Here is a 19,937-nt window from a genome sequence, read left to right on the forward strand (position 1 = left end):
TTTACGTGACCTAAATATTCGGCAAAAAGTGTCATTTGCAGCATTACGCTTAAATTCAGCAGGTTAGGTATAAAGGTTGTGTCGCGGCATTTTTGTTAATATAAATTTGCAGGCAAGTTAACATAATTAACGTTTCCTCATTGCTGCTTCTCGTCATAACTCATTATGTTGGGCGTATGGACAAAAATATCCTTTTCAATCAGCGCATTCGCTTGCGTCATTTACATACCTTTGTGGCGGTGGCGCAGCAAGGCACGCTCGGTCGTGCCGCTGAAACGCTCAATCTGAGCCAGCCTGCTTTGTCGAAAACACTGAATGAGCTGGAAGAGCTGGCCGGCGCGCGGCTGTTTGAGCGCGGACGGCTCGGCGCTCAGCTCACCACGCTTGGCGAACAGTTTCTGATTCATGCGGTGAAAGTGCTGGATGCACTCAATCATGCGGGTCAGAGCTTTAACGCACAGCAGCCTGGCCGGCCGGTGGTGATTCGACTCGGTGCGCTGACTACCGCTGCGATGGGCATGCTGCCGCAAATTCTCGATCGCTTCCATGAACAGCAACCCAATACCACGGTGCAGGTCGCAACGTTGCACAATAACGTGCTGTTGGCCGGTTTACGTGCCGGTGAGTTTGATGTTGGCATTGGTCGGATGGCGGATAGCGACATGATGGCCGGACTGACCTATGAATTGCTGTTTCTGGAATCACTCAAACTGGTGGTGCGCCCGGATCATCCACTGTTAAGCGAAAACGTTATGCTGTCGCGCGCGATGCAATGGCCAGTGGTGATTTCGCCGGAAGGCACCGCACCGCGCCGTATCGCTCAGCATATGCTGAATGAGCAAGGTTGTACCTTGCCAGCAAACTGCGTCGAAACCTCATCGACATCGCTGGCGCGCCAGCTGGCGCTGCGTTACGACTATGTGTGGTTTGTGCCTTCCGGCGCCATTAAAGAAGATTTAAATCACGATGCGTTATGCGCGCTACCGATTGCCTCGCCGGGGCCAGGCGAACCGGTTGGCATTATTACGCGCAGCGGCAGCCCGCTAAGCTTAAGCGCCGAAGTGTTGATGGCGACCATACGTAAATTCCACAGTTAACGACTGTGTTTGGCATGACGTTCACGGTTCTCAAGGCGCGCCTGTTCGGTTTTACGTAAACCGACATAGAGCGCGCCCGCCCCGCCATCTTTCGGCTGCGCCGTGCAAAAGGTCTGCACCTCTGCAAACTCCTGCAACCATCGCGCCACATAGCTGCGCACAATGTTGGCGTGCGACTCATCGTCACGCCCTTTGCCATGAATGATCAGCAGATTGCGCAATCCATGCTTGTTGGCTTGTTGCAAAAAGCTGAACAGCGCCTGACGGCAGGTTTCAACCGGTTGACGCAGCAGATTAAGGCTGGCTTCGGGCGGATATTTGCCCAGCCGCAGCTTATCCAGCACGCCTTGCTGTACGCCCTCAACCTTAAACTCCAGTGGTGTTGTCAGCGGAACGATGTCGAGAAAGCCACGTGTGAGGAAATTTTCCTGCTCGTCACTTTCCTGCGGCGCGCGCGGCGCTTTAGGCGAAGGGGCGCGTAGCCATTGGGTGTTAGCGCAGTTTTTTAATGGTGTCACATCACCCATGGCATCGCGGAAAAGGTCTTCATCATCAAGGTTCATGGTGTTTCCTCTCGCCTGGTATTTACCTGAGCGTCCAATTCGACGCCAAAGCAAAAGAGTAGCAAAGGATTATTGGCAAAACATCTGTCACTTTTTGCGCTGTATTAAGCTGTGTCTAACTGTAAACCTGGCAACAAAACGTTCCAGATCAATAAATGCCCTTGAGCCAGAGCAGCGCAAACCGTGTAATACCTGACATTTGTGGGGTTTTAAGGACATTTACTGCTCGGATGAGTTCCCTTCGCTTAGAAAAATGTTAAAATTGACCGCAGTCAATAATCATCGAGCGTAACTATATGATCCAGGAAAAACGCAGCATTCGACGTATTCAGTCTGGCGGTTGTGCCATCCATTGTCAGGATTGCAGTATCAGCCAATTGTGTATTCCCTTCACGCTGAACGAGCACGAACTGGATCAGCTGGATAACATCATTGAGCGCAAAAAGCCGATTCAGAAAGGCCAGACGCTGTTCAAAGCCGGTGATGAACTGAAATCGCTTTACGCAATCCGCTCCGGCACTATCAAAAGCTACACCATCACTGAACAAGGCGACGAGCAAATTACTGGCTTCCATCTGGCAGGCGATTTGGTCGGTTTTGACGCCATTGTCGGTGCAAAACATCCAAGCTTTGCGCAAGCGCTGGAAACCGCGATGGTGTGCGAAATCCCGTTTGAAACCCTCGACGATCTCTCCGGTAAAATGCCGGCGCTGCGTCAACAGATGATGCGTTTGATGAGCGGTGAAATCAAAGGCGATCAGGATATGATTCTGCTGCTGTCGAAGAAAAACGCGGAAGAGCGTCTGGCGGCGTTTGTCTGGAATCTGTCGCGCCGTTTCGGACAGCGCGGTTTCTCACAGCGTGAATTCCGTCTGACCATGACGCGTGGCGACATTGGTAACTATTTGGGACTAACCGTAGAAACCATTAGCCGTCTGCTGGGTCGCTTCCAGAAAAGTGGCATGCTGGCCGTTAAAGGCAAATATATCACCATCGAGAACCACGCTTTGCTGGCAGAATTAGCTGGCCAGACCGAACAAGCCGCGTGATTCTGTGCCGGGTTAATAAAAGTTATTTTATTGATCCGGCAACAACTTTTCCGCTTCTGCCCTGTCCAAACTTAGGCTATCTTTAATCCAACTTGCTTTGGTTTTAGGAGATCGGCCTATGTCTCGGTACCAAAATATTCTGGTGGCTATTGATGCCCAGCAGGACGATCAGCCCGCGCTGCGTCGTGCGGTTTATCTCAATCAACGTATCGGCGGAAAAATCAAAGCTTTCCTGCCTATTTACGACTTCTCATATGAAATGACCACGCTGCTGTCGCCCGACGAGCGCTCCAATATGCGCAAAGGGGTGATCAGCCAACGTACCGAATGGATCCGCCAACAGGCCCAGGCATATATTGAGGCTGGCGTTGAAATTGAAATCAAAGTGGTTTGGCACAACCGTCCGTATGAAGCCATCATTCAGGAAATTATGGCGCATCAGCATGATTTAGTGCTGAAAATGGCGCACCAGCACGATCGTCTGGAAGCGGTGATATTTACTCCGACGGATTGGCATCTGCTGCGTAAATGCCCTTGCCCGGTGTGGATGGTGAAAGATCAGGCATGGCCTGAAGGCGGCAAAGCGGTGGTGGCGGTCAATCTCGCCAGCGAAGAGCCGCATCATGATGAGCTCAATCAGAAGCTGATTCGTGAAACCACGCTGCTTGCCGAGATGGTGAATCACACCGAAGTGCATTTGGTCGGTGCTTATCCCATCACGCCAATCAACATTGCTATCGAACTGCCGGACTTTGATCCGAGCGTTTATAACGACGCAATTCGCGGCCAGCATTTAGTGGCGATGAAAGCGCTGCGACAAAAATTCTCAATCGGTGAAGAGTTCACTCATGTGGCAAAAGGTTTGCCCGAGGAAGTGATTCCTGATATCGCTTCGCATCTGGATGCTGGCATTGTGGTGCTCGGCACCATCGGCCGTACTGGTTTGTCAGCTGCGTTCCTGGGTAACACCGCGGAACAAGTGATCGATCATCTGCGCTGTGATTTGCTGGCGATCAAGCCAGACGATTTCAAATCGCCGATTGATTACGATGACGAAGAAGATGAAGACGATTGATTAAAAAAAGAGCGGCTCACAATGGCCGCCCTTTCTATATTTACTCAGGGCGGTGAGTCACATCACCGCCCTTCTTTTTTACAGCGCGCGCAGAATACCTTCCACGCTCGCTTTCGCATCACCAAACAGCATCTGCGTATTGTCTTTAAAGAACAGCGGATTCTGTACGCCCGCGTATCCAGTGCTCATCGAGCGTTTAAACACAATCACGTTCTGCGCTTTCCACACTTCCAACACTGGCATGCCAGCGATTGGACTGCGCGGATCTTCCAGTGCGGCTGGGTTAACGGTGTCATTCGCGCCGATTACCAACACGGTATCGGTATCGCTGAAGTCATCGTTAATCTCGTCCATTTCCAGCACCACATCGTAAGGTACTTTCGCTTCCGCCAGCAGTACGTTCATGTGACCAGGCAGACGACCAGCAACCGGGTGAATACCAAAGCGAACTTTGATACCGCGTGCACGCAGCTTTTCGGTAATCTCAGCCACCGGATACTGCGCCTGCGCCACCGCCATGCCATAACCCGGCGTGATCACTACAGAAGAAGAAGCTTTCAGCATCTCTGCCGTCTCTTCTGCGGTAATTTCGCGGTGCTCGCCGACTTCATCGCTTTCGCCGCCCACGCTTACGTCGGTACCAAAACCACCGGCGATTACGCTGATAAAGGAGCGGTTCATCGCTTTACACATGATGTAAGAGAGGATGGCACCGGAAGAACCGACCAGCGCACCGGTAACGATCAGCAAGTCATTGCTCAGCATGAAGCCCGCCGCCGCCGCTGCCCAACCGGAGTAAGAGTTCAGCATCGAAACCACAACCGGCATATCCGCACCGCCGATCGATGCCACCAGATGCCAGCCAAACACCAGCGCAATGATGGTCATTAGCAGCAGCGCAAACACCTGCGTGCCAGTGCTATCGGTTTGCACGAACCACAGCATCAGCAGGAAGGAAACCACCAGCGCCGCGAGGTTCATTTTATGACGATGCGGCAGCATCAGCGCTGAAGAGGAGATCTTGCCGCGCAGTTTGCCAAACGCCACCAGTGAACCGGTAAAGGTCACCGCACCGATGAAGATGCCGAGGAACACTTCGGTCAGATGGATATTTTCCATCACCGGCGCGAGGCCCGGCGCGTGATCGATGTAGCTGTTGAAGCCCACTAACACCGCCGCTAAACCTACAAAGCTGTGCAGAATGGCAACCAGCTCCGGCATTTCGGTCATTTCGACTTTCTTCGCCAGACGCAAGCCAATCGCACCACCAATCACCATCGCCACCAGAATCCAGGCAACGTTACCTGTATTCGGGCCAAAAATGGTGGCCAGCAGCGCAATTGCCATGCCGCTCATGCCAAAAATATTACCCTGCTTCGAGGTCTCGTGTTTCGAGAGACCGGCAAGGCTGCAAATAAACAGAATCGCGGCAACAATATATGCTGCAGTAACTAATCCGCCAGACATGTTGCTACCCCTTAATTCTTACGAAACATTTTCAGCATGCGCTGGGTGACGGTGAAACCACCGAAGATATTGATGCTGGCGATCAGCACGGCAATAAACGACAGAATCGTTACCCAACCGCCGTGGCCCATCTGCAGCACCGCACCCACCACAATAATGCCGGAAATGGCGTTGGTGACAGCCATTAAAGGCGTGTGCAAGGCGTGACTCACGTTCCACACCACGTAATAGCCGACCACGCAGGAAAGCGCGAAGACGGTAAAGTGCGACAGGAAGTCCGCTGGCGCCACGTTGGCCAGGCAGGCAAACAGCACCACCGCCAGCGCCAGCAGCAAATACTTGCGCCACGGTGAAACCGGCTTGGCTTCAGCTTTCGGCAGCGGCTGGGCTGCGGGTTGCGCTTTCGGCGCGGCGGAAACCTGAATCGGCGGCGCAGGCCATGTCACTTCGCCATCACGAATCACCGTCACGCCACGCACTACGACGTCTTCGAAATCAACGGTGATTTCGCCGTTTTTCTCTTTGCACAGCAGTTTCAGCAGGTTGACAAGATTGGTGCCGTAAAGCTGTGAGGATTGCGTAGGCAAGCGGCTTGGCAAATCGGTGTAACCGATAATTTTCACGCCGTTGGGGGTTAAGGTCACCTGATCGGCAACCGTCAATTCGCAGTTACCACCGGTTTGCGCCGCCAGATCGACGATCACGCTGCCCGGCTTCATGCTGGCAACCATCTCAGCAGTAATTAACTTCGGTGCCGGACGGCCAGGAATCAGCGCGGTGGTGACAATAATGTCGACTTCTTTCGCCTGCGCGGCAAACAGTTCCATCTCCGCCTTGATAAAGGCTTCAGACATTACTTTGGCATAACCATCGCCGCTGCCCGCTTCTTCTTCGAAGTCCAGCTCAAGGAACTCGGCGCCCATACTCTGCACCTGCTCTTTCACTTCCGGACGCGTATCGAACGCACGCACGATGGCACCCAAACTGCCTGCCGCACCGATTGCCGCTAATCCCGCGACGCCCGCACCAATTACCATCACTTTTGCTGGCGGTACTTTACCGGCAGCGGTGATTTGACCGGTGAAGAAGCGACCAAATTCGTGAGCGGCTTCAACGATGGCACGATAGCCCGCGATGTTCGCCATTGAGCTCAACGCATCCAGTGCTTGGGCACGTGAAATACGCGGCACCGAATCCATCGCCATCACGGTGACGTTGCGTGCTGCCAGTTTCTCCAGCAACGCTGGATTCTGCGCAGGCCAGATAAAGCTCACCAGCGTGCTACCGGCGCGCGTCAGCTCGATCTCCTGATCGTCAGGCGCATTCACTTTTAACACGATGTCTGACTGCCAGACGTCGTGAGTGTTGGTGATTGTGGCGCCGACGGCGATAAAGCTTTCATCATCAAAGCTGGCGCGAAGCCCTGCGCTCTGTTCAACGGTGACGCTAAATCCCAGCTTGATCAGTTGCTCAACGGTCTTTGGCGTGGCGGCCACGCGCGACTCATTGGCTAACCGTTCTTTGGGTATCCCAATTAACATACTGTTTCCTTTCAACAATTAAAGGATGAGGTTCTGTAAGTGGCAAAAAGCTCAAAAGCCGAAACAGTGTTTCAGCTTTTTATGAGCAAAATGCACAATGTAACAAAGTCTTTATAACCTACTGAAAATATGAAGAGTGATCCACAGCGATAACGCCTACTTATGACATTCACACAAATATTCAGACGCAAAGATTGAATGCCACGTTTTGCCACTGCATTTGGTGTTTATTAAAAAATATTCTTCTGCGCAAAATCGTGTCATGTCGAATTAAGTATTATTAAAAACCTTTATTTAACAATGCGATAACTATTATGGCACTAAGTGTTACCAGAATAAGTGGTTATCTGTGCAAAAAAGAGCCGTAACAGAAGTCAATGACAGGTCGATGAATAAATGGCAGAGATTGTCAATGTTATGCGCTTAAATTGGCTGAGACAGGCCGATTATTACATGCAATAATCAGCGGCTAATCTGTTATACATCAAGAGTCCAGCACGTTTTCGTACTCATTTTGCGTAAGGCGAAGGATCATTTTTATGAAGCTGAAGAACACCATTCTGGCGTCAACCTTGTTATCACTGCTGGCTGCAAATGCGTTTGCGGCTAAAGAGTTAACGCCAGAGCAAGCGGCCGCGTTGAAACCATTCGAACGTATTAATATCAGCGGCCGTTTCAATGCCATTGGCGATGCAACTGATGCCATCTCCAAACAAGCCGATGCCAAAGGCGCTGACTCTTTCTATGTTCAGGGTATTAATGATAGCAACGGCAACGGCGGTAACTGGCGCGTAACGGCTGATTTGTATAAAGCCAACGCACCAAAAGCGGATGACTCCACTAAATACCGCACCTTCTCCGGCGTGAAAGAACTGCCGAAAGCAGAAGCGTATCGCCTTGAGCCTTACGATACCGTATCGGTTAATGGTTTCTTCTCAAGCCAGCCAGATGTTAATGAAGCGATTGCCAAGGCAGCCAAAAATAAAGGTGCGGCATCCTTCTTTATCGTGCGTCAGGTTGATGCCAACAACGGCGGCAATCAGTACGTAACCGCGTATGTTTACAAGGCAGATGCGCCAGAACGTAAAGTACAGAACACCTCTGATTCAATCCCTGCGGATTCTGAAGCCGGTAAAGCCGCTCTGGCTGCTGGCGGTGCGGCGGCAGCGAAAGTGGCGATCCCAGGCGTGGCCTCTTCTGAGACCCCAAGCCGTAACGTAGGTCGTTTCTTCGAAACGCAAAGCTCAACCGGTCAACGTTACACGGTAAAAACCGCCGATGGCCGCAGCGTGCAGGAAGTGAATGCGATTACTGCTGCGCAGATGCAGCCGTTTGACACCATCACCTTCTCCGATCACTTCGGTACCCCAACCGAAATCTCTGAAGCGGTTGGTAAACGTGCCGTAGAAAAAGGCGCTAAGTACTATCACATCACGCGTCAATGGCAGAACCAGAGCGGCGGTAACCTGACCGTCACTGCGGATCTGTTCAAGTAATTCCGATTAAGGGCGACTTCCGTCGCCCTTTTCAAAATCTCCCTCATACTGACTGCATAATCCGTGCGCAGATTTGCATAGTCTTGCATTGCCTTCCCCCTTTGCACTCCGTAAAATCTGCCGCCTGTTTTTAGGGGATTCCGTTTCAAAGTTGGCTAACTACCACGCGAGACTCCAGCGGAATCGCCACCACCCAGCATACTCTGCTGCTTAGGATGGGCGTTTTGGATAAAAAATTAGGTCTTAGTGCGCTCACCGCGTTGGTACTCAGCTCAATGCTGGGTGCTGGCGTGTTCAGCCTGCCGCAAAATATGGCGGCAGTTGCCGGCCCGGCGGCGCTGCTGATCGGCTGGCTGATCACCGGCGTTGGCATCATCTTCCTGTCACTTGCCATGCTATTACTGACGCGGCTGAAACCCGAGTTGGATGGCGGCATCTTTACCTATGCGCGCGCCGGCTTTGGTGAGCTGATGGGCTTCTGCTCGGCGTGGGGATATTGGCTGTGTGCGGTAATCGCCAACGTCTCTTATCTGGTGATTGTCTTCTCGGCGCTGAGCTTCTTTACCGACACACCGGATCGCGTGGTATTTGGCGATGGCAATACGTGGCAGGCAATGCTTGGCGCGTCGGTGCTGCTGTGGCTGGTGCATTGCCTGGTGCTGCGCGGCGTGCAAACCGCGGCCAGCATTAATTTGCTGGCAACGCTGGGCAAGCTGGTGCCGCTGCTGCTGTTTGTGGTCCTGGCGCTGCTGGCATTCAACTACGATCGCTTCCGCTTTGATTTCAGCGGTGTCGAGCTCGGTCAGCCGCTGTGGCAGCAGGTGAAGCAAACCATGCTGATCACCTTATGGGTGTTTATTGGCGTGGAAGGCGCGGTGGTAGTTTCTGCGCGTGCGCGAAATAAGCAGGATGTCGGACGCGCTACGCTGATGGCGGTGCTGGCCGCGCTGCTGGTCTATTTGCTGGTTACGCTGCTGTCGTTAGGCGTGATTCCGCGAGCCGAACTGGCACAGATGCGCAATCCTTCCATGGCCGGTTTGATGAAGCATCTGCTGGGTCATTGGGGCGATGCGGTGATTGCGGTTGGGTTGATTATTTCGGTGTGCGGCGCCTATCTGAGCTGGACAATTATGGCCGCTGAAGTGCCGTTCCTCGCCGCACAACAAGGTGCCTTCCCGCGCAGTATCGCGCGTCAGAATCGCCACAACTCCCCTTCAGCCTCGTTATGGTTGACCAACGGCAGCGTGCAGGTTTGCCTGATCTTGATTGCCTTAACTGGCGCGGATTACAACACGCTTCTGACCATCGCCTCAGAAATGATTCTGGTGCCTTATCTGCTGGTCGGACTGTATCTGATTAAGGTGGTGCGCGGGCAGAACAAACCCTGGGCGATGTTTACCGGCATCGGCGCCAGCGCGTATGGCATTTGGTTGCTGTATGCGTCCGGTCCCTTGCATCTGCTGCTCTCTGTGGTGCTTTATGCGCCTGGACTGCTGCTGTTCCTGTACGCACGACGCGGCGGCCGTGGCGACAACGTGTTGTCACAGCTGGAGCGCATCGCGATTGTGTTGTTGATGGCGGCGTCACTGCCCGCGTTGTGGCAGCTAACGAATTAGTGCGGCTGGACCGGAATGGAAACGCACAGCAGGTCATCCTGCTGTGTCAGATTGAGCGGCTTACGGTATTCCTGATGAATAGCGTCAAGCTGCTCGGCTGACAGCGGATATGGCAGCTGAATATCAAAGCGGCTGATGTGCTGTTGCTCGGCCAACGTGATAAGGCGCGCGATATTAATCTCGTCGCTCACCTGCGTTGAAATGATTTGTAATGCTAATTCTTTCAGATGATCGTCGCTGGCCTGAAGGTTGTGCGCCGATTTACGCGTCACCATGCCAAATATAGGCATCACGCCATAAATGGCATCGACAAAACTCCAACGTTTTTTGCAGGAAGCGGAGAGAAAATCACTGTAATTGAAGCAGATGCGATCACTGTATCCGGCTGAAGCCAGCTCTTTATCAGACACTCTCGCACTCCTCCTGTTTTTCGTTACGGTTCCGAACCTTGCGCTACAACGCGCCGCTAATGATGGCACATTTCACGGTATACATACCAGTAACGCAGGGATATTTCGTGCGGTAACGTAGAGCTCAGGACCAGGAAAAGCTATGCTGCTGGCATTCTCATCCGTCACAGTGAATTATGAACAAAATCGTCTATGTGGAAGATGAGCCAGAAGTGGGCGAATTGATCGCCGCTTACCTTGGCCGCCACGATATTGAAGTTATTGTTGAAACGCGCGGTGACCGCGCCGAAGCCACCATCGCCCTGCACGATCCCGATTTAGTGATGCTGGATATCATGTTACCCGGCAAGGATGGCATGACATTGTGCCGCGATCTGCGTGCCAGCTGGCAAGGTCCGATTGTCTTGCTCACCTCACTCGACAGCGACATGAACCATATTCTGTCACTGGAAATGGGCGCTAACGATTACATCCTCAAAACCACGCCGCCAGCGGTGTTGCTGGCGCGCCTGCGTTTGCATCTGCGTCAGGCGCATGTCGGTCAGCCGGAAGTGACGCCCGCCATTCAAAGTTCGCAGCGCGTGCTGCGATTCGGTTCACTGACCATCGATTCGCTCAATCGTCAGGTGACGCTGTTCGAGGAAAATATTGTACTGTCCACCGCCGATTTCGATCTGCTGTGGGAACTGGCGAATCATGCCGGGCAAATCCTCAATCGCGATGCGCTGCTGAAAACCCTGCGCGGCGTAACCTACGATGGCATGGATCGCAGCATTGATGTGGCGATTTCTCGCCTGCGCAAAAAACTGTACGACAGCGCCACCGAGCCGTTCCGCATTAAAACCATCCGTAACAAAGGCTATCTGTTCGCGCCTCAGGCCTGGGATACCCGTTCCGCATGAGAAAGCTCTTTATTCAGTTCTATTTGCTGCTGTTCGTCTGTTTTCTGGTGATGACGCTGCTGGTTGGGCTGGTGTACAAGTTCACCGCCGAACGCGCCGGACGCCAGTCAATGAACGATTTGATGGCCAGTTCGCTGTTTTTGATGCGCAGCGAACTGCGCGAGATCCCGCCGCGCGACTGGAGCAAAACCATTCGCAGCCTCGATCTCGATCTGTCGTTTGATCTGAATATTGAGCCGATGAGCAAATATCAGCTGGGTGACGCGGACATGAAGCGCCTGCGCGCTGGCGAGATCGTGGCGATTGACGATCAGTACACCTTCTTACAGCACATTCCGCGCAGCCATTACGTGCTTTCCGTCGGCCCAATCCCTTACCTTTTCTACCTGCACCAGATGCGCATTCTGGATATCGCGCTGCTGGCGTTTATCGGTATGTCGCTGGCGCTGCCGGTGTTTATCTGGCTACGTCCACACTGGCAAGAGATGCAGCGGCTGGAGAAAGCCGCCGAACGTTTTGGTCGCGGCGAACTCGACGTGCGCACCCATTTTGAAAGCACCTCCAGCCTGCACAGTCTTGGCGTGGCGTTTAATCAGATGGCGGAGAACATCAACACGCTGGTTGCCAGTAAGAAACAGCTGATTGACGGCATCGCGCACGAGTTGCGTACGCCGCTGGTGCGGCTGCGTTACCGGCTGGAGATGAGCGATAACCTCACCGATGCGGAATCCGCCGCGCTGAACCGCGATGTGGGTCAGCTGGAGAGTTTGATTGAGGAGTTGCTGACGTATGCACGCCTCGATCGTCCGCGCGTTGATCTCCATCTGCAATCTTTCGATCTGGCGCAATGGCTGCGTGTGCATATCGAAGATGTGCAAACCATGAATCCGCAGACGCAGATTGCGCTGGATATCCCGCAGCTGGAGAACGTCGGCAGCGCCGATACGCGCCTGATGGAGCGCGTGCTGGATAATCTGGTGAACAATGCCCTGCGCTATGCGCAACAGCGTTTACGCGTCAGCTTATGGTTTGATGGCGCGCTGGGCTGTTTGCAGGTGGAAGACGACGGTCCGGGCATTCCGCAGGAAGAGCGCGCCCGCGTGTTTGAACCTTTTGTCCGCCTCGATCCGAGCCGCGATCGCGCCACTGGCGGCTGTGGTTTGGGTCTGGCGATCGTCCACTCTATTGCGCTGGCGATGCAGGGAAATGTCTCGATTGAGAGCAGCCCGCTCGGCGGCGCCAGCGTTCGCTTTTGCTGGCCGGTTGATCTACCCTTGCGGGACATTGCGCCACGCTTACCGTCATAAGGAGCTTTATACGTGACTTCAGCTTATCAAGAACTTAGCCGCACTTTTCAGCGTCTCTCCCGCTTTGGCCATTTAGGCGCCATTGCCGGTGTCGATATGCAAACCACCATGCCTCCGGGCGGCAGCCAAGCACGCGGTGAAGCGATGGCCGAACTGAGCGTGTTCATGCACGAAGTGCTGACCGATAAACGCCTCCGCGGGCTGTTTGATGCCGCGCAGCAGGAATCACTGAATGATGTCGAGCAGGTTAACCTGAGCGAGATGCAGCGCGCCTGGCAGCAAGCGACGCTGCTGCCTGCGTCACTGGTGGAAGCCAAGTCGCTGGCCGGTTCACGCTGTGAGCACGCCTGGCGTCAGCAGCGTCCAGCGAACGACTGGCAAGGTTTCTCCGCCAATCTGAAAGAAGTGGTGAAGCTGAGCCGTGAAGAGGCGCAGCTGCGTGCCGATGCGCTTGGCGTATCGCGCTACGATGCGCTGCTGGATGTGTTTGAGCCGGGCATGACCAGCGCGCAGCTGGATCAAACCTTTGGCGATTTGAAAAGCTGGTTGCCCGACCTATTGCAAAAAGCAGTGGCGAAGCAGCAGCAAACGCCGATCGCGCAGCCGGTGGGTCCGTTTGCCATCGAATCACAGAAACAGCTGGGCCTGAGCGTGATGAAAACGCTGGGCTTCGATTTCAATCACGGCCGGTTGGATGTGAGTGCGCACCCGTTCTGCGGCGGCGTGCCGGAAGATGTGCGCATCACCACGCGTTACAACGAGAACGACTTCCTCAGCGCCATGATGGGCGTGATCCATGAAACCGGCCATGCGCGTTACGAGCAGAATTTGCCAAAACAGTGGCGCGGTCAGCCGGTGGCGCAGGCGCGTTCTACCGCGATTCATGAATCTCAAAGCCTGTTTATGGAGATGCAGCTGGGGCGAAGTAAAGCCTTCCTGCAGCATATACATCCGCAGGTGGTGGCGCTGATGGGCGATCAGCCTGCGCTGGAGTTAAACAACTTTATTCGTCAGACGCAGCGCGTGAAGCCGGGCTTTATTCGCGTTGATGCCGATGAGTTGAGCTATCCGGCGCACGTAATTTTACGTTACGAGATCGAGCGCGCGCTGATTGAGGGCGAGATTGAGGTTGATGATATCCCGGCGTTGTGGGACGAGAAGATGCAGCAGTCATTAGGCATTGATACACGCGGTAATTACCGCGACGGCTGCATGCAGGATATTCACTGGACCGACGGCGCGTTTGGCTATTTCCCAACCTACACCTTAGGCGCGATGTACGCGGCCCAGCTGTTCCAGGCGGTGAAGCGTGCAATTCCGCAGGTCGAGACGCTGATCCAACAAGGTGATTTGCAGCCGGTGTTTGACTGGCTCCAGCAGAACATCTGGCAGCACGGTAGCCGTTTCCCGACGCAGCAGCTGCTGATCAATGCCACCGGCGAAGCGCTGAATCCGCACTATTTCCGCCAGCACCTTGAACAACGTTATCTGTCTGAGTAAACTGCGCGGCGGCCCATGCGGCCGCCCTTTTCACTTCCTTTACGCCGCTTTGTACAATCCGTTACACGCCGATACCAATGCCTCACGGAAAGCCTGAATTGTTTTTCATATAGTGTTTTCACCGGCCCCGCAGTGGGCTACACATGAAAAAATAGTTCGAGGATTTTGCAATGAAAAAATTATTTGCACTGGTGATCGCCGCTGCTATGGGTATGTCTTCTGTTGCTTTCGCTGCTGAAACAACTGCTGCTCCAGCCGCTGCTGCAACCACAACTGCTGCGCCAGTTAAACACAAAATGGCTCATCACAAAAAACCAGCTGCTCAGAAAGCGCAGGCTGCTAAGAAACACAAGAAAGTAGAGAAGAAAGCGCCAGCTGCACAGAAAGCTCAGGCCGCTAAAAAGCATCACAAAAAAGCAACCAAGCCAGCTGCACAGAAAGCCCAGGCTGCTAAAAAGCACCACAAAAAAGCAACCAAGCCAGCTGCACAGAAAGCCCAGGCTGCTAAAAAGCACCACAAAGCAACCAAGCCAGCTGCACAGAAAGCTCAGGCAGCTAAAAAGCACCACAAAAAAGTAACCAAACCCGCTGCGCAGAAAGCTCAGGCAGCTAAAAAGCATCACAAAGTGAAAAAAGCAGCTAAATAAGATTCGCTTAGCGCCAACACCGTATTGATGATTGAAAACACCCGGTTATGCCGGGTGTTTATTTACTGGAGTAGCGAAAAATGGTGCGTCGCTATCGCTTCGAAATTATTCTGATTGTGATGATCCTCTGTGGCATAGTTGCAGCCAGCTTTTTTATCTAGTCGTTGTAGCGTGCTGATTACTCCAATATTTCTCCCTTTTTCACCGCTCACCGACTATAGTTATCGCTCAAGCGTGATGACAACAACTTCTACTTATTCTCGCCATTGAGAGAACTATGCGCCTGGCTATCCTGTTATTTGTTGGTCTTTTCAGTTTTAACCACACAGCACATGCCGATGATGAAGATGGGCCAAGCCCGGAAGACATCAAAACGTTGTTCTTTGGCAAAGATCATCGCCAGGCGATTAGCGACGTGAGCGCCGCGCCCTGGGATGCCATCGGTCAGTTAGAGACCGAAAGCGGTAACCTCTGCACCGCCACCCTGATTTCTGCCCATCTGGCGTTGACCGCCGGACACTGTTTATTGGCTCCGCCCGGCAAGTTTGATAAGCCGGTGGCGCTGCGTTTTATGGCCAGCGCCAAAGGCTGGCGTTACGAGATTCATGATATTGATGCGCGCGTTGAACCCTCTTTAGCGCGCCGGTTGCAGGCAGACGGTGAAGGCTGGATCGTGCCGCCGGGCGCCGCGCCCTACGATTATGGGCTGGTTATCTTGCATAATCCGCCGTCCGGTATTGTGCCGATTCCGCTGTTTGAGGGTTCGCGTGGCGATTTAACCGCCGCCTTGAAAACCACCCAACGTAAAGTGACGCAAGCCGGCTATCCGGCCGATCATCTTGATACGCTCTATTCGCACAGCGATTGTCTGGTGACCGGTTGGGCACAACGCGCAGTGCTGTCGCACCAGTGCGATACCTTGCCGGGCGACAGCGGTTCGCCGCTACTGTTGAAGAACGGTGATGAGTGGCAGTTGATTGCGGTACAGAGTTCGGCACCCGCGCCGGCCGATCGTTATCGTGCCGATAACCGCGCGATTGCGGTGCCATCGTTTAAAGATAAGCTAGAAGAGTTAGCTCAGTAATTCGGCGCTCTCAGGCAAAAATGCGGGGCCGCTACGTAAAGTCGTCGTGGACCCATCCCTGGGGCCTCTGCCGCCGCATCCATGCGGCGGAAGCTTTACTCCGCGGCCCCGCCTTTCCGCCTTCTTCGATAGTTGTGCGATGTTAAAACCGCACTGTTTCGTAGCGGCGCGATTTATCGCGCAATCCCACAATTAACTCAACTGCTCCATCGCCTGCAGAATACGCTTATCCGAGATCGGATAAGGCGTGCCCAGTTGCTGCGCGAAATAGCTAATCCGCAACTCCTCCAGCATCCAGCGAATCGCCTGCACTTCTGCATCATCCTGACGCTGCGGCGGCAATTTATTGCGCCACGTCTGCCAGGCCTGCTCAACCGCCTGCACTTTCAGCATGCGCGCACGATCGCTGTGTGGATCCACCGGCAGTTTCTCGAGGCGGCGTTCAATACCTTGCAGATAGCGCAGCGTATCACCGAGACGCGACCAGCCATTGCCGGTCACGAAACCGCGATACACCAGGCCATTCAGCTGCGCTTTGATATCGCCTAACGCCAACGCCAGCGACATATCTACACGACCCTTAAGGAACTTGTTGATATTGAACACGCAGGTCAGAATCTGTTCGACCTGCTTGGCGATGGTGACCACGGTTTCATTCAAATCGGCACGCACTTTATCGCGCAGCTGTTCGAAGTTTTCCTGTTGCCACGCTGGGCCACCCGCATCCGCCATCAGCTTATCCACACCGCAGGCGATGCAGTCATCGATCAGTTCCAGCACTTTGCCGTACGGATTGAAGTACAAACCGAGTTTGGCTTTGTTTGGCAGCTTCTCGTGCAGATACTTGGTCGGCGACGAAATGTTGAGCAGCAGCAGGCGACGCTGGCCGCGCCACATCATTTTCTGCTGTTCCACTTCGTTATCGAACAGGCGAATCGCTACGCTGTCCTTTTCATCCACCAGCGCCGGCCAGGCTTTGACCTGATAGCTGCCGCGCTTCTGCTCGTAGCTTTGCGGCAAATCGCCAAAGCTCCAGATGTGCAAACCGCTCTGCTCGAGGCCATCGTCTGCCACTTTCGACAGCGTTTCCTGCACTTTGCCTTTCAGCAGCAGCCGCAGCTGATGCAAATTCTTGCCTTCCTGCAGCTTACGGTTGTGCTCGTCTACCACGCGGAAAGTCATTTTCAGGTGATCGGGCACCTGATCCCACTGCCAGGCTTCACGGTCAATGGTGACGCCGGTCATACGGCGGAATTCGCGTTCCAGCGCATCCAACAACGACAGCTCAAGCGCGGTGACGCGACCAAGAAACGCTTCGGCGTAGTTCGGCGCCGGCACCAGATTGCGGCGCACCGGCTTGGGCAGTGATTTGATCAGCGCGATAACCAGTTCGCGGCGCACGCCAGGAATCTGCCACTCGAAACCGGTCTCTTCGATTTGATTCAGCAGCGGCAGCGGAATATGCACCGTTACGCCATCGGCATCCGCGCCCGGTTCAAACTGATAGCTCAGCTTGAGTTTCAGGTTGCCCTGATGCCAGAAGTTTGGGTAATCGAGCTGACTGACTTTGTCCGCGCCATCTTTGATCAGCATCTGCTTATCAAAACTCAGCAGGTCCGGATTCTCTTTGCTGGCTTGCTTCCACCATGCATCGAAATGGCGCGCAGACACCACATCGCTGCCGATGCGGCGATCGTAGAAAGCGAACAGCGTTTCGTCATCGACCAGAATGTCGCGACGACGCGATTTGTGTTCCAGATCTTCAATTTCGTTGCGCAGTTTCAGGTTATTGCGGAAGAACTCGTGACGCGTCTGCCAATCGCCCTCCACCAGCGCATGACGGATAAACAGCTCGCGGCTCAGTTGAGGATCGATGCGGCTGTAATTGACCTTACGCGCCTGCACAATCGCCAGGCCGTAAAGCGTCACTTTTTCCGTCGCCATCACCGCGCCCTGCGCTTTTTCCCAGTGCGGTTCGCTATAGCTGCGTTTAATCAGATGCTGCGCCAGCGGTTCGATCCATTCCGGATCGATACGTGCGGCAACGCGACCCCACAAACGGCTGGTTTCCACCAGCTCCGCCACCATGGTCCACTTTGGCGGCTTCTTAAACAGGCCGGAACCTGGGAAGATGGAGAAGCGCGCGTTGCGAGCGCCGGTAAACTCCTGTTTCTCGTTATCTTTCTGCCCAATGTGCGACAGCAAGCCGGTCAGCAAAGCGCAATGCACTTCACGATAAGGCGCAGGTTCGCTGTTGACCGGCATACCTTGTTCCCGCACCACCTGACGCAGCTGGGTGTAAATATCCTGCCATTCACGCACGCGCAGATAGTTAAGGAATTCCGTTTTACACAAGCGGCGGAAGTGATTGCTGGAGAGCACTTTTTGCTGATCCTGCAGGTAATTCCACAGATTCACGAAGGCGAGGAAATCGGACTCTTTATCCTCAAAGCGACGATGTTTTTCGTCAGATGCCTGCTTTTTATCAGCGGGACGCTCGCGCGGGTCCTGAATCGATAGCGCAGCAGTGATGATCATCGCTTCGCGCACGCAGCCAAATTTTTGCGCTTCCAGCACCATACGCGCCATACGCGGATCGACCGGCAACTGGGCGAGCTGGCGACCCGAAGGTGTCAGCTTGTAGGTTTCGTCTTCACTCAGCGTGATGGCACCAAGCTCTTCCAGCAGGCGCACGCCATCCTGAATATTGCGCTTGTCCGGCGCTTCGACAAACGGGAAGGCAGCAATATCGCCCAGCCCCAGCGCGGTCATCTGTAAAATGACCGAGGCGAGATTGGTGCGCAGAATTTCGGGATCGGTAAATTCCGGGCGGCTGAGGAAATCGTCCTCGGAATAAAGGCGAATACAGATACCTTCCGAAACGCGTCCGCAGCGCCCTTTGCGCTGATTGGCGGACGCTTGCGAAATTGGCTCAATTGGCAGGCGCTGCACTTTGGTGCGGAAACTGTAACGGCTGATACGCGCGGTGCCGGGATCGATAACGTATTTGATGCCAGGCACGGTCAGCGAGGTTTCTGCTACGTTGGTTGCCAGCACGATGCGGCGTCCGCTGTGCGACTGGAACACGCGGTTTTGCTCGGCGTTCGACAGGCGCGCATACAGCGGCAGAATCTCGGTGTGTGCAATATCGCGCTTCATCAACGCATCGGCGGTATCGCGGATTTCGCGCTCGCCGCTCATAAAGATCAGAATGTCGCCGCGGCTCTCTTGTCCCAGCTCATCGACCGCATCAAAAATCGCCTGCAGCTGATCGCGGTCGGTATCGTCAGCGTCCTCGACCATCGGACGATATCGCACTTCTACCGGATAAGTACGTCCGGAAACTTCAATCACCGGCGCATTGTGGAAATGGCGTGAGAAGCGCTGCGGATCGATGGTGGCTGACGTAATGATGACTTTTAAGTCGGGACGACGTGGCAACAGTTCGCGCAGATAACCAAGCAGGAAATCGATATTCAGGCTGCGTTCGTGCGCTTCATCGATAATGATGGTGTCGTACTGCAGCAACAGGCGATCCTGCTGGATTTCCGCCAGCAGGATACCGTCGGTCATCAGCTTAACCTGGGTGGTTTCGCTCACCTGATCGTTGAAGCGCACCTTGTAACCGATGGTGCCGCCGAGCGAGGTTTCCAGCTCATCGGCAATGCGGTTCGCCACGGTGCGCGCCGCCAGACGACGCGGCTGCGTGTGACCAATCAGCCCTTTCACTCCGCGCCCCAGCGCCAGACAGATTTTTGGCAACTGCGTGGTTTTACCCGATCCGGTTTCACCCGCAACGATCACCACCTGATGCTTACTGATCGCATCGGCAATGTCCTGCTGCTTCTGACTGACCGGCAGGTTGTCCGGGAAAGTGATGCGTGGTGTCGCCGCCGTGCGCTGCGCAAGGCGCTGCTCCGCCGCGACAAATTCCGGCTCCAGTTCAGCCATAATGCCCTGCAGCGCCGCAGGATTTTTCACCTTCGCAGCGCCCAGCAATCGACGTCGCAGACGTTGACTGTCGCGCAGCGTCAGATTATCGAGCCGCGGCCAAAGGGAGGCTAAAGATGAAGAGTCGGATGATGACATAGCGATGCGTACCTGTTGTTGCAGCGGGCAGATGATTTCCCGGCGGATTCAAGCAATTAATGGTCGGCATCATAGCACAATTTGGAACACCTGC

Annotated in this window: 15 protein-coding genes; 10 read left to right on the forward strand and 5 right to left on the reverse strand. The window is 54.2% G+C overall.

What is annotated here, in order from left to right:
• Positions 1–176 precede the first annotated feature (176 nt).
• Positions 177–1,097 (forward strand): LysR substrate-binding domain-containing protein, encoded by a 921-nt coding sequence (locus tag NR302_RS09910; RefSeq protein WP_008106387.1) that lies wholly within the window; start codon positions 177–179, stop codon positions 1,095–1,097.
• Here NR302_RS09910 and smrA read toward each other — a convergent pair.
• Positions 1,094–1,660, reverse strand: a complete 567-nt coding sequence (gene smrA / locus NR302_RS09915) for a DNA endonuclease SmrA (RefSeq protein ID WP_154193520.1) — start codon at positions 1,658–1,660, stop codon at positions 1,094–1,096. The genes NR302_RS09910 and smrA overlap by 4 nt on opposite strands.
• A 296-nt stretch (positions 1,661–1,956) precedes the next feature.
• On the opposite strand from smrA, the gene NR302_RS09920 reads away from it, so the two are divergent.
• Both NR302_RS09920 and uspE read left to right on the forward strand, forming a co-directional pair.
• Positions 1,957–2,709: an FNR family transcription factor gene (locus NR302_RS09920; RefSeq protein ID WP_008106391.1), complete on the forward strand. Its 753-nt coding sequence runs from the start codon at positions 1,957–1,959 to the stop codon at positions 2,707–2,709.
• 118 nt (positions 2,710–2,827) lie between these two features.
• Positions 2,828–3,784, forward strand: coding sequence for a universal stress protein UspE (gene uspE / locus NR302_RS09925; RefSeq protein WP_008106394.1), 957 nt, complete (start codon positions 2,828–2,830; stop codon positions 3,782–3,784).
• A gap of 78 nt (positions 3,785–3,862) precedes the next feature.
• On the opposite strand, the gene pntB is transcribed toward uspE, so the two are convergent.
• Together pntB and pntA are read right to left on the reverse strand one after the other, a co-directional pair.
• Positions 3,863–5,251 carry a Re/Si-specific NAD(P)(+) transhydrogenase subunit beta gene (gene pntB, locus NR302_RS09930; protein ID WP_258143376.1) on the reverse strand — a complete coding sequence of 463 codons (1,389 nt, stop codon included), beginning with the start codon at positions 5,249–5,251 and terminating at the stop codon, positions 3,863–3,865.
• An 11-nt stretch (positions 5,252–5,262) separates the two neighbouring features.
• Positions 5,263–6,792 (reverse strand): Re/Si-specific NAD(P)(+) transhydrogenase subunit alpha, encoded by a 1,530-nt coding sequence (gene pntA, locus NR302_RS09935; RefSeq protein ID WP_008106397.1) that lies wholly within the window; start codon positions 6,790–6,792, stop codon positions 5,263–5,265.
• Positions 6,793–7,331: 539 nt separating this feature from the next.
• Here pntA and ydgH point away from each other — a divergent pair.
• Both ydgH and NR302_RS09945 read left to right on the forward strand, forming a co-directional pair.
• The gene (gene ydgH, locus NR302_RS09940) at positions 7,332–8,288 is read left to right on the forward strand and encodes a DUF1471 family protein YdgH (RefSeq protein WP_008106399.1); all 957 of its coding nucleotides are present in this window, start codon (positions 7,332–7,334) and stop codon (positions 8,286–8,288) included.
• Between the two features lie 224 nt (positions 8,289–8,512).
• Positions 8,513–9,904: an amino acid permease gene (locus tag NR302_RS09945; protein ID WP_258143377.1), complete on the forward strand. Its 1,392-nt coding sequence runs from the start codon at positions 8,513–8,515 to the stop codon at positions 9,902–9,904.
• Here the strand turns inward: NR302_RS09945 and NR302_RS09950 are convergent.
• Entirely contained in the window at positions 9,901–10,314 is a 414-nt protein-coding gene (locus NR302_RS09950; protein ID WP_008106403.1) for a hypothetical protein, read from the reverse strand. The two genes, NR302_RS09945 and NR302_RS09950, sit on opposite strands and share 4 nt — an antisense overlap.
• A 176-nt stretch (positions 10,315–10,490) precedes the next feature.
• Here NR302_RS09950 and rstA point away from each other — a divergent pair, with 176 nt between their 5' ends.
• From rstA to NR302_RS09975, 5 genes are all read left to right on the forward strand, one after another.
• The gene (gene rstA, locus NR302_RS09955) at positions 10,491–11,216 is read left to right on the forward strand and encodes a two-component system response regulator RstA (protein WP_008106404.1); all 726 of its coding nucleotides are present in this window, start codon (positions 10,491–10,493) and stop codon (positions 11,214–11,216) included.
• Entirely contained in the window at positions 11,213–12,523 is a 1,311-nt protein-coding gene (gene rstB, locus NR302_RS09960) for a two-component system sensor histidine kinase RstB (RefSeq protein WP_008106406.1), read from the forward strand. The genes rstA and rstB overlap by 4 nt, the downstream gene beginning before the upstream one ends.
• Positions 12,524–12,535: 12 nt before the next feature.
• Positions 12,536–14,023, forward strand: coding sequence for a carboxypeptidase M32 (locus tag NR302_RS09965; protein WP_258143378.1), 1,488 nt, complete (start codon positions 12,536–12,538; stop codon positions 14,021–14,023).
• A 170-nt stretch (positions 14,024–14,193) separates the two neighbouring features.
• Complete coding sequence (gene asr / locus NR302_RS09970) at positions 14,194–14,670, forward strand: acid resistance repetitive basic protein Asr (protein WP_008106410.1); 477 nt, start codon at positions 14,194–14,196, stop codon at positions 14,668–14,670.
• A 277-nt stretch (positions 14,671–14,947) separates the two neighbouring features.
• Complete coding sequence (locus tag NR302_RS09975; RefSeq protein ID WP_258143379.1) at positions 14,948–15,754, forward strand: serine protease; 807 nt, start codon at positions 14,948–14,950, stop codon at positions 15,752–15,754.
• Positions 15,755–15,946: 192 nt separating this feature from the next.
• Here the strand turns inward: NR302_RS09975 and hrpA are convergent, their stop codons facing one another.
• On the reverse strand, positions 15,947–19,843 hold the full coding sequence (gene hrpA / locus NR302_RS09980; RefSeq protein ID WP_258143380.1) for an ATP-dependent RNA helicase HrpA: 3,897 nt from the start codon (positions 19,841–19,843) through the stop codon (positions 15,947–15,949).
• Positions 19,844–19,937: the final 94 nt, after the last annotated feature.

Origin of the sequence: Pantoea sp. SOD02 (assembly GCF_024707505.1) — a bacterium.
GTDB classification, from domain to species: domain Bacteria; phylum Pseudomonadota; class Gammaproteobacteria; order Enterobacterales; family Enterobacteriaceae; genus Pantoea; species Pantoea symbiotica.

What these genes read in the sequence shown, in the direction of transcription:
- NR302_RS09910 (WP_008106387.1), top strand. Translation starts at nt 177, where the DNA reads ATGGACAAAAATATCCTTTTCAATCAGCGCATTCGCTTGCGTCATTTA.
- smrA (WP_154193520.1), bottom strand. Translation starts at nt 1,660, where the DNA reads ATGAACCTTGATGATGAAGACCTTTTCCGCGATGCCATGGGTGATGTG.
- NR302_RS09920 (WP_008106391.1), top strand. Translation starts at nt 1,957, where the DNA reads ATGATCCAGGAAAAACGCAGCATTCGACGTATTCAGTCTGGCGGTTGT.
- uspE (WP_008106394.1), top strand. Translation starts at nt 2,828, where the DNA reads ATGTCTCGGTACCAAAATATTCTGGTGGCTATTGATGCCCAGCAGGAC.
- pntB (WP_258143376.1), bottom strand. Translation starts at nt 5,251, where the DNA reads ATGTCTGGCGGATTAGTTACTGCAGCATATATTGTTGCCGCGATTCTG.
- pntA (WP_008106397.1), bottom strand. Translation starts at nt 6,792, where the DNA reads ATGTTAATTGGGATACCCAAAGAACGGTTAGCCAATGAGTCGCGCGTG.
- ydgH (WP_008106399.1), top strand. Translation starts at nt 7,332, where the DNA reads ATGAAGCTGAAGAACACCATTCTGGCGTCAACCTTGTTATCACTGCTG.
- rstA (WP_008106404.1), top strand. Translation starts at nt 10,491, where the DNA reads ATGAACAAAATCGTCTATGTGGAAGATGAGCCAGAAGTGGGCGAATTG.
- rstB (WP_008106406.1), top strand. Translation starts at nt 11,213, where the DNA reads ATGAGAAAGCTCTTTATTCAGTTCTATTTGCTGCTGTTCGTCTGTTTT.
- asr (WP_008106410.1), top strand. Translation starts at nt 14,194, where the DNA reads ATGAAAAAATTATTTGCACTGGTGATCGCCGCTGCTATGGGTATGTCT.
- NR302_RS09975 (WP_258143379.1), top strand. Translation starts at nt 14,948, where the DNA reads ATGCGCCTGGCTATCCTGTTATTTGTTGGTCTTTTCAGTTTTAACCAC.
- hrpA (WP_258143380.1), bottom strand. Translation starts at nt 19,843, where the DNA reads ATGTCATCATCCGACTCTTCATCTTTAGCCTCCCTTTGGCCGCGGCTC.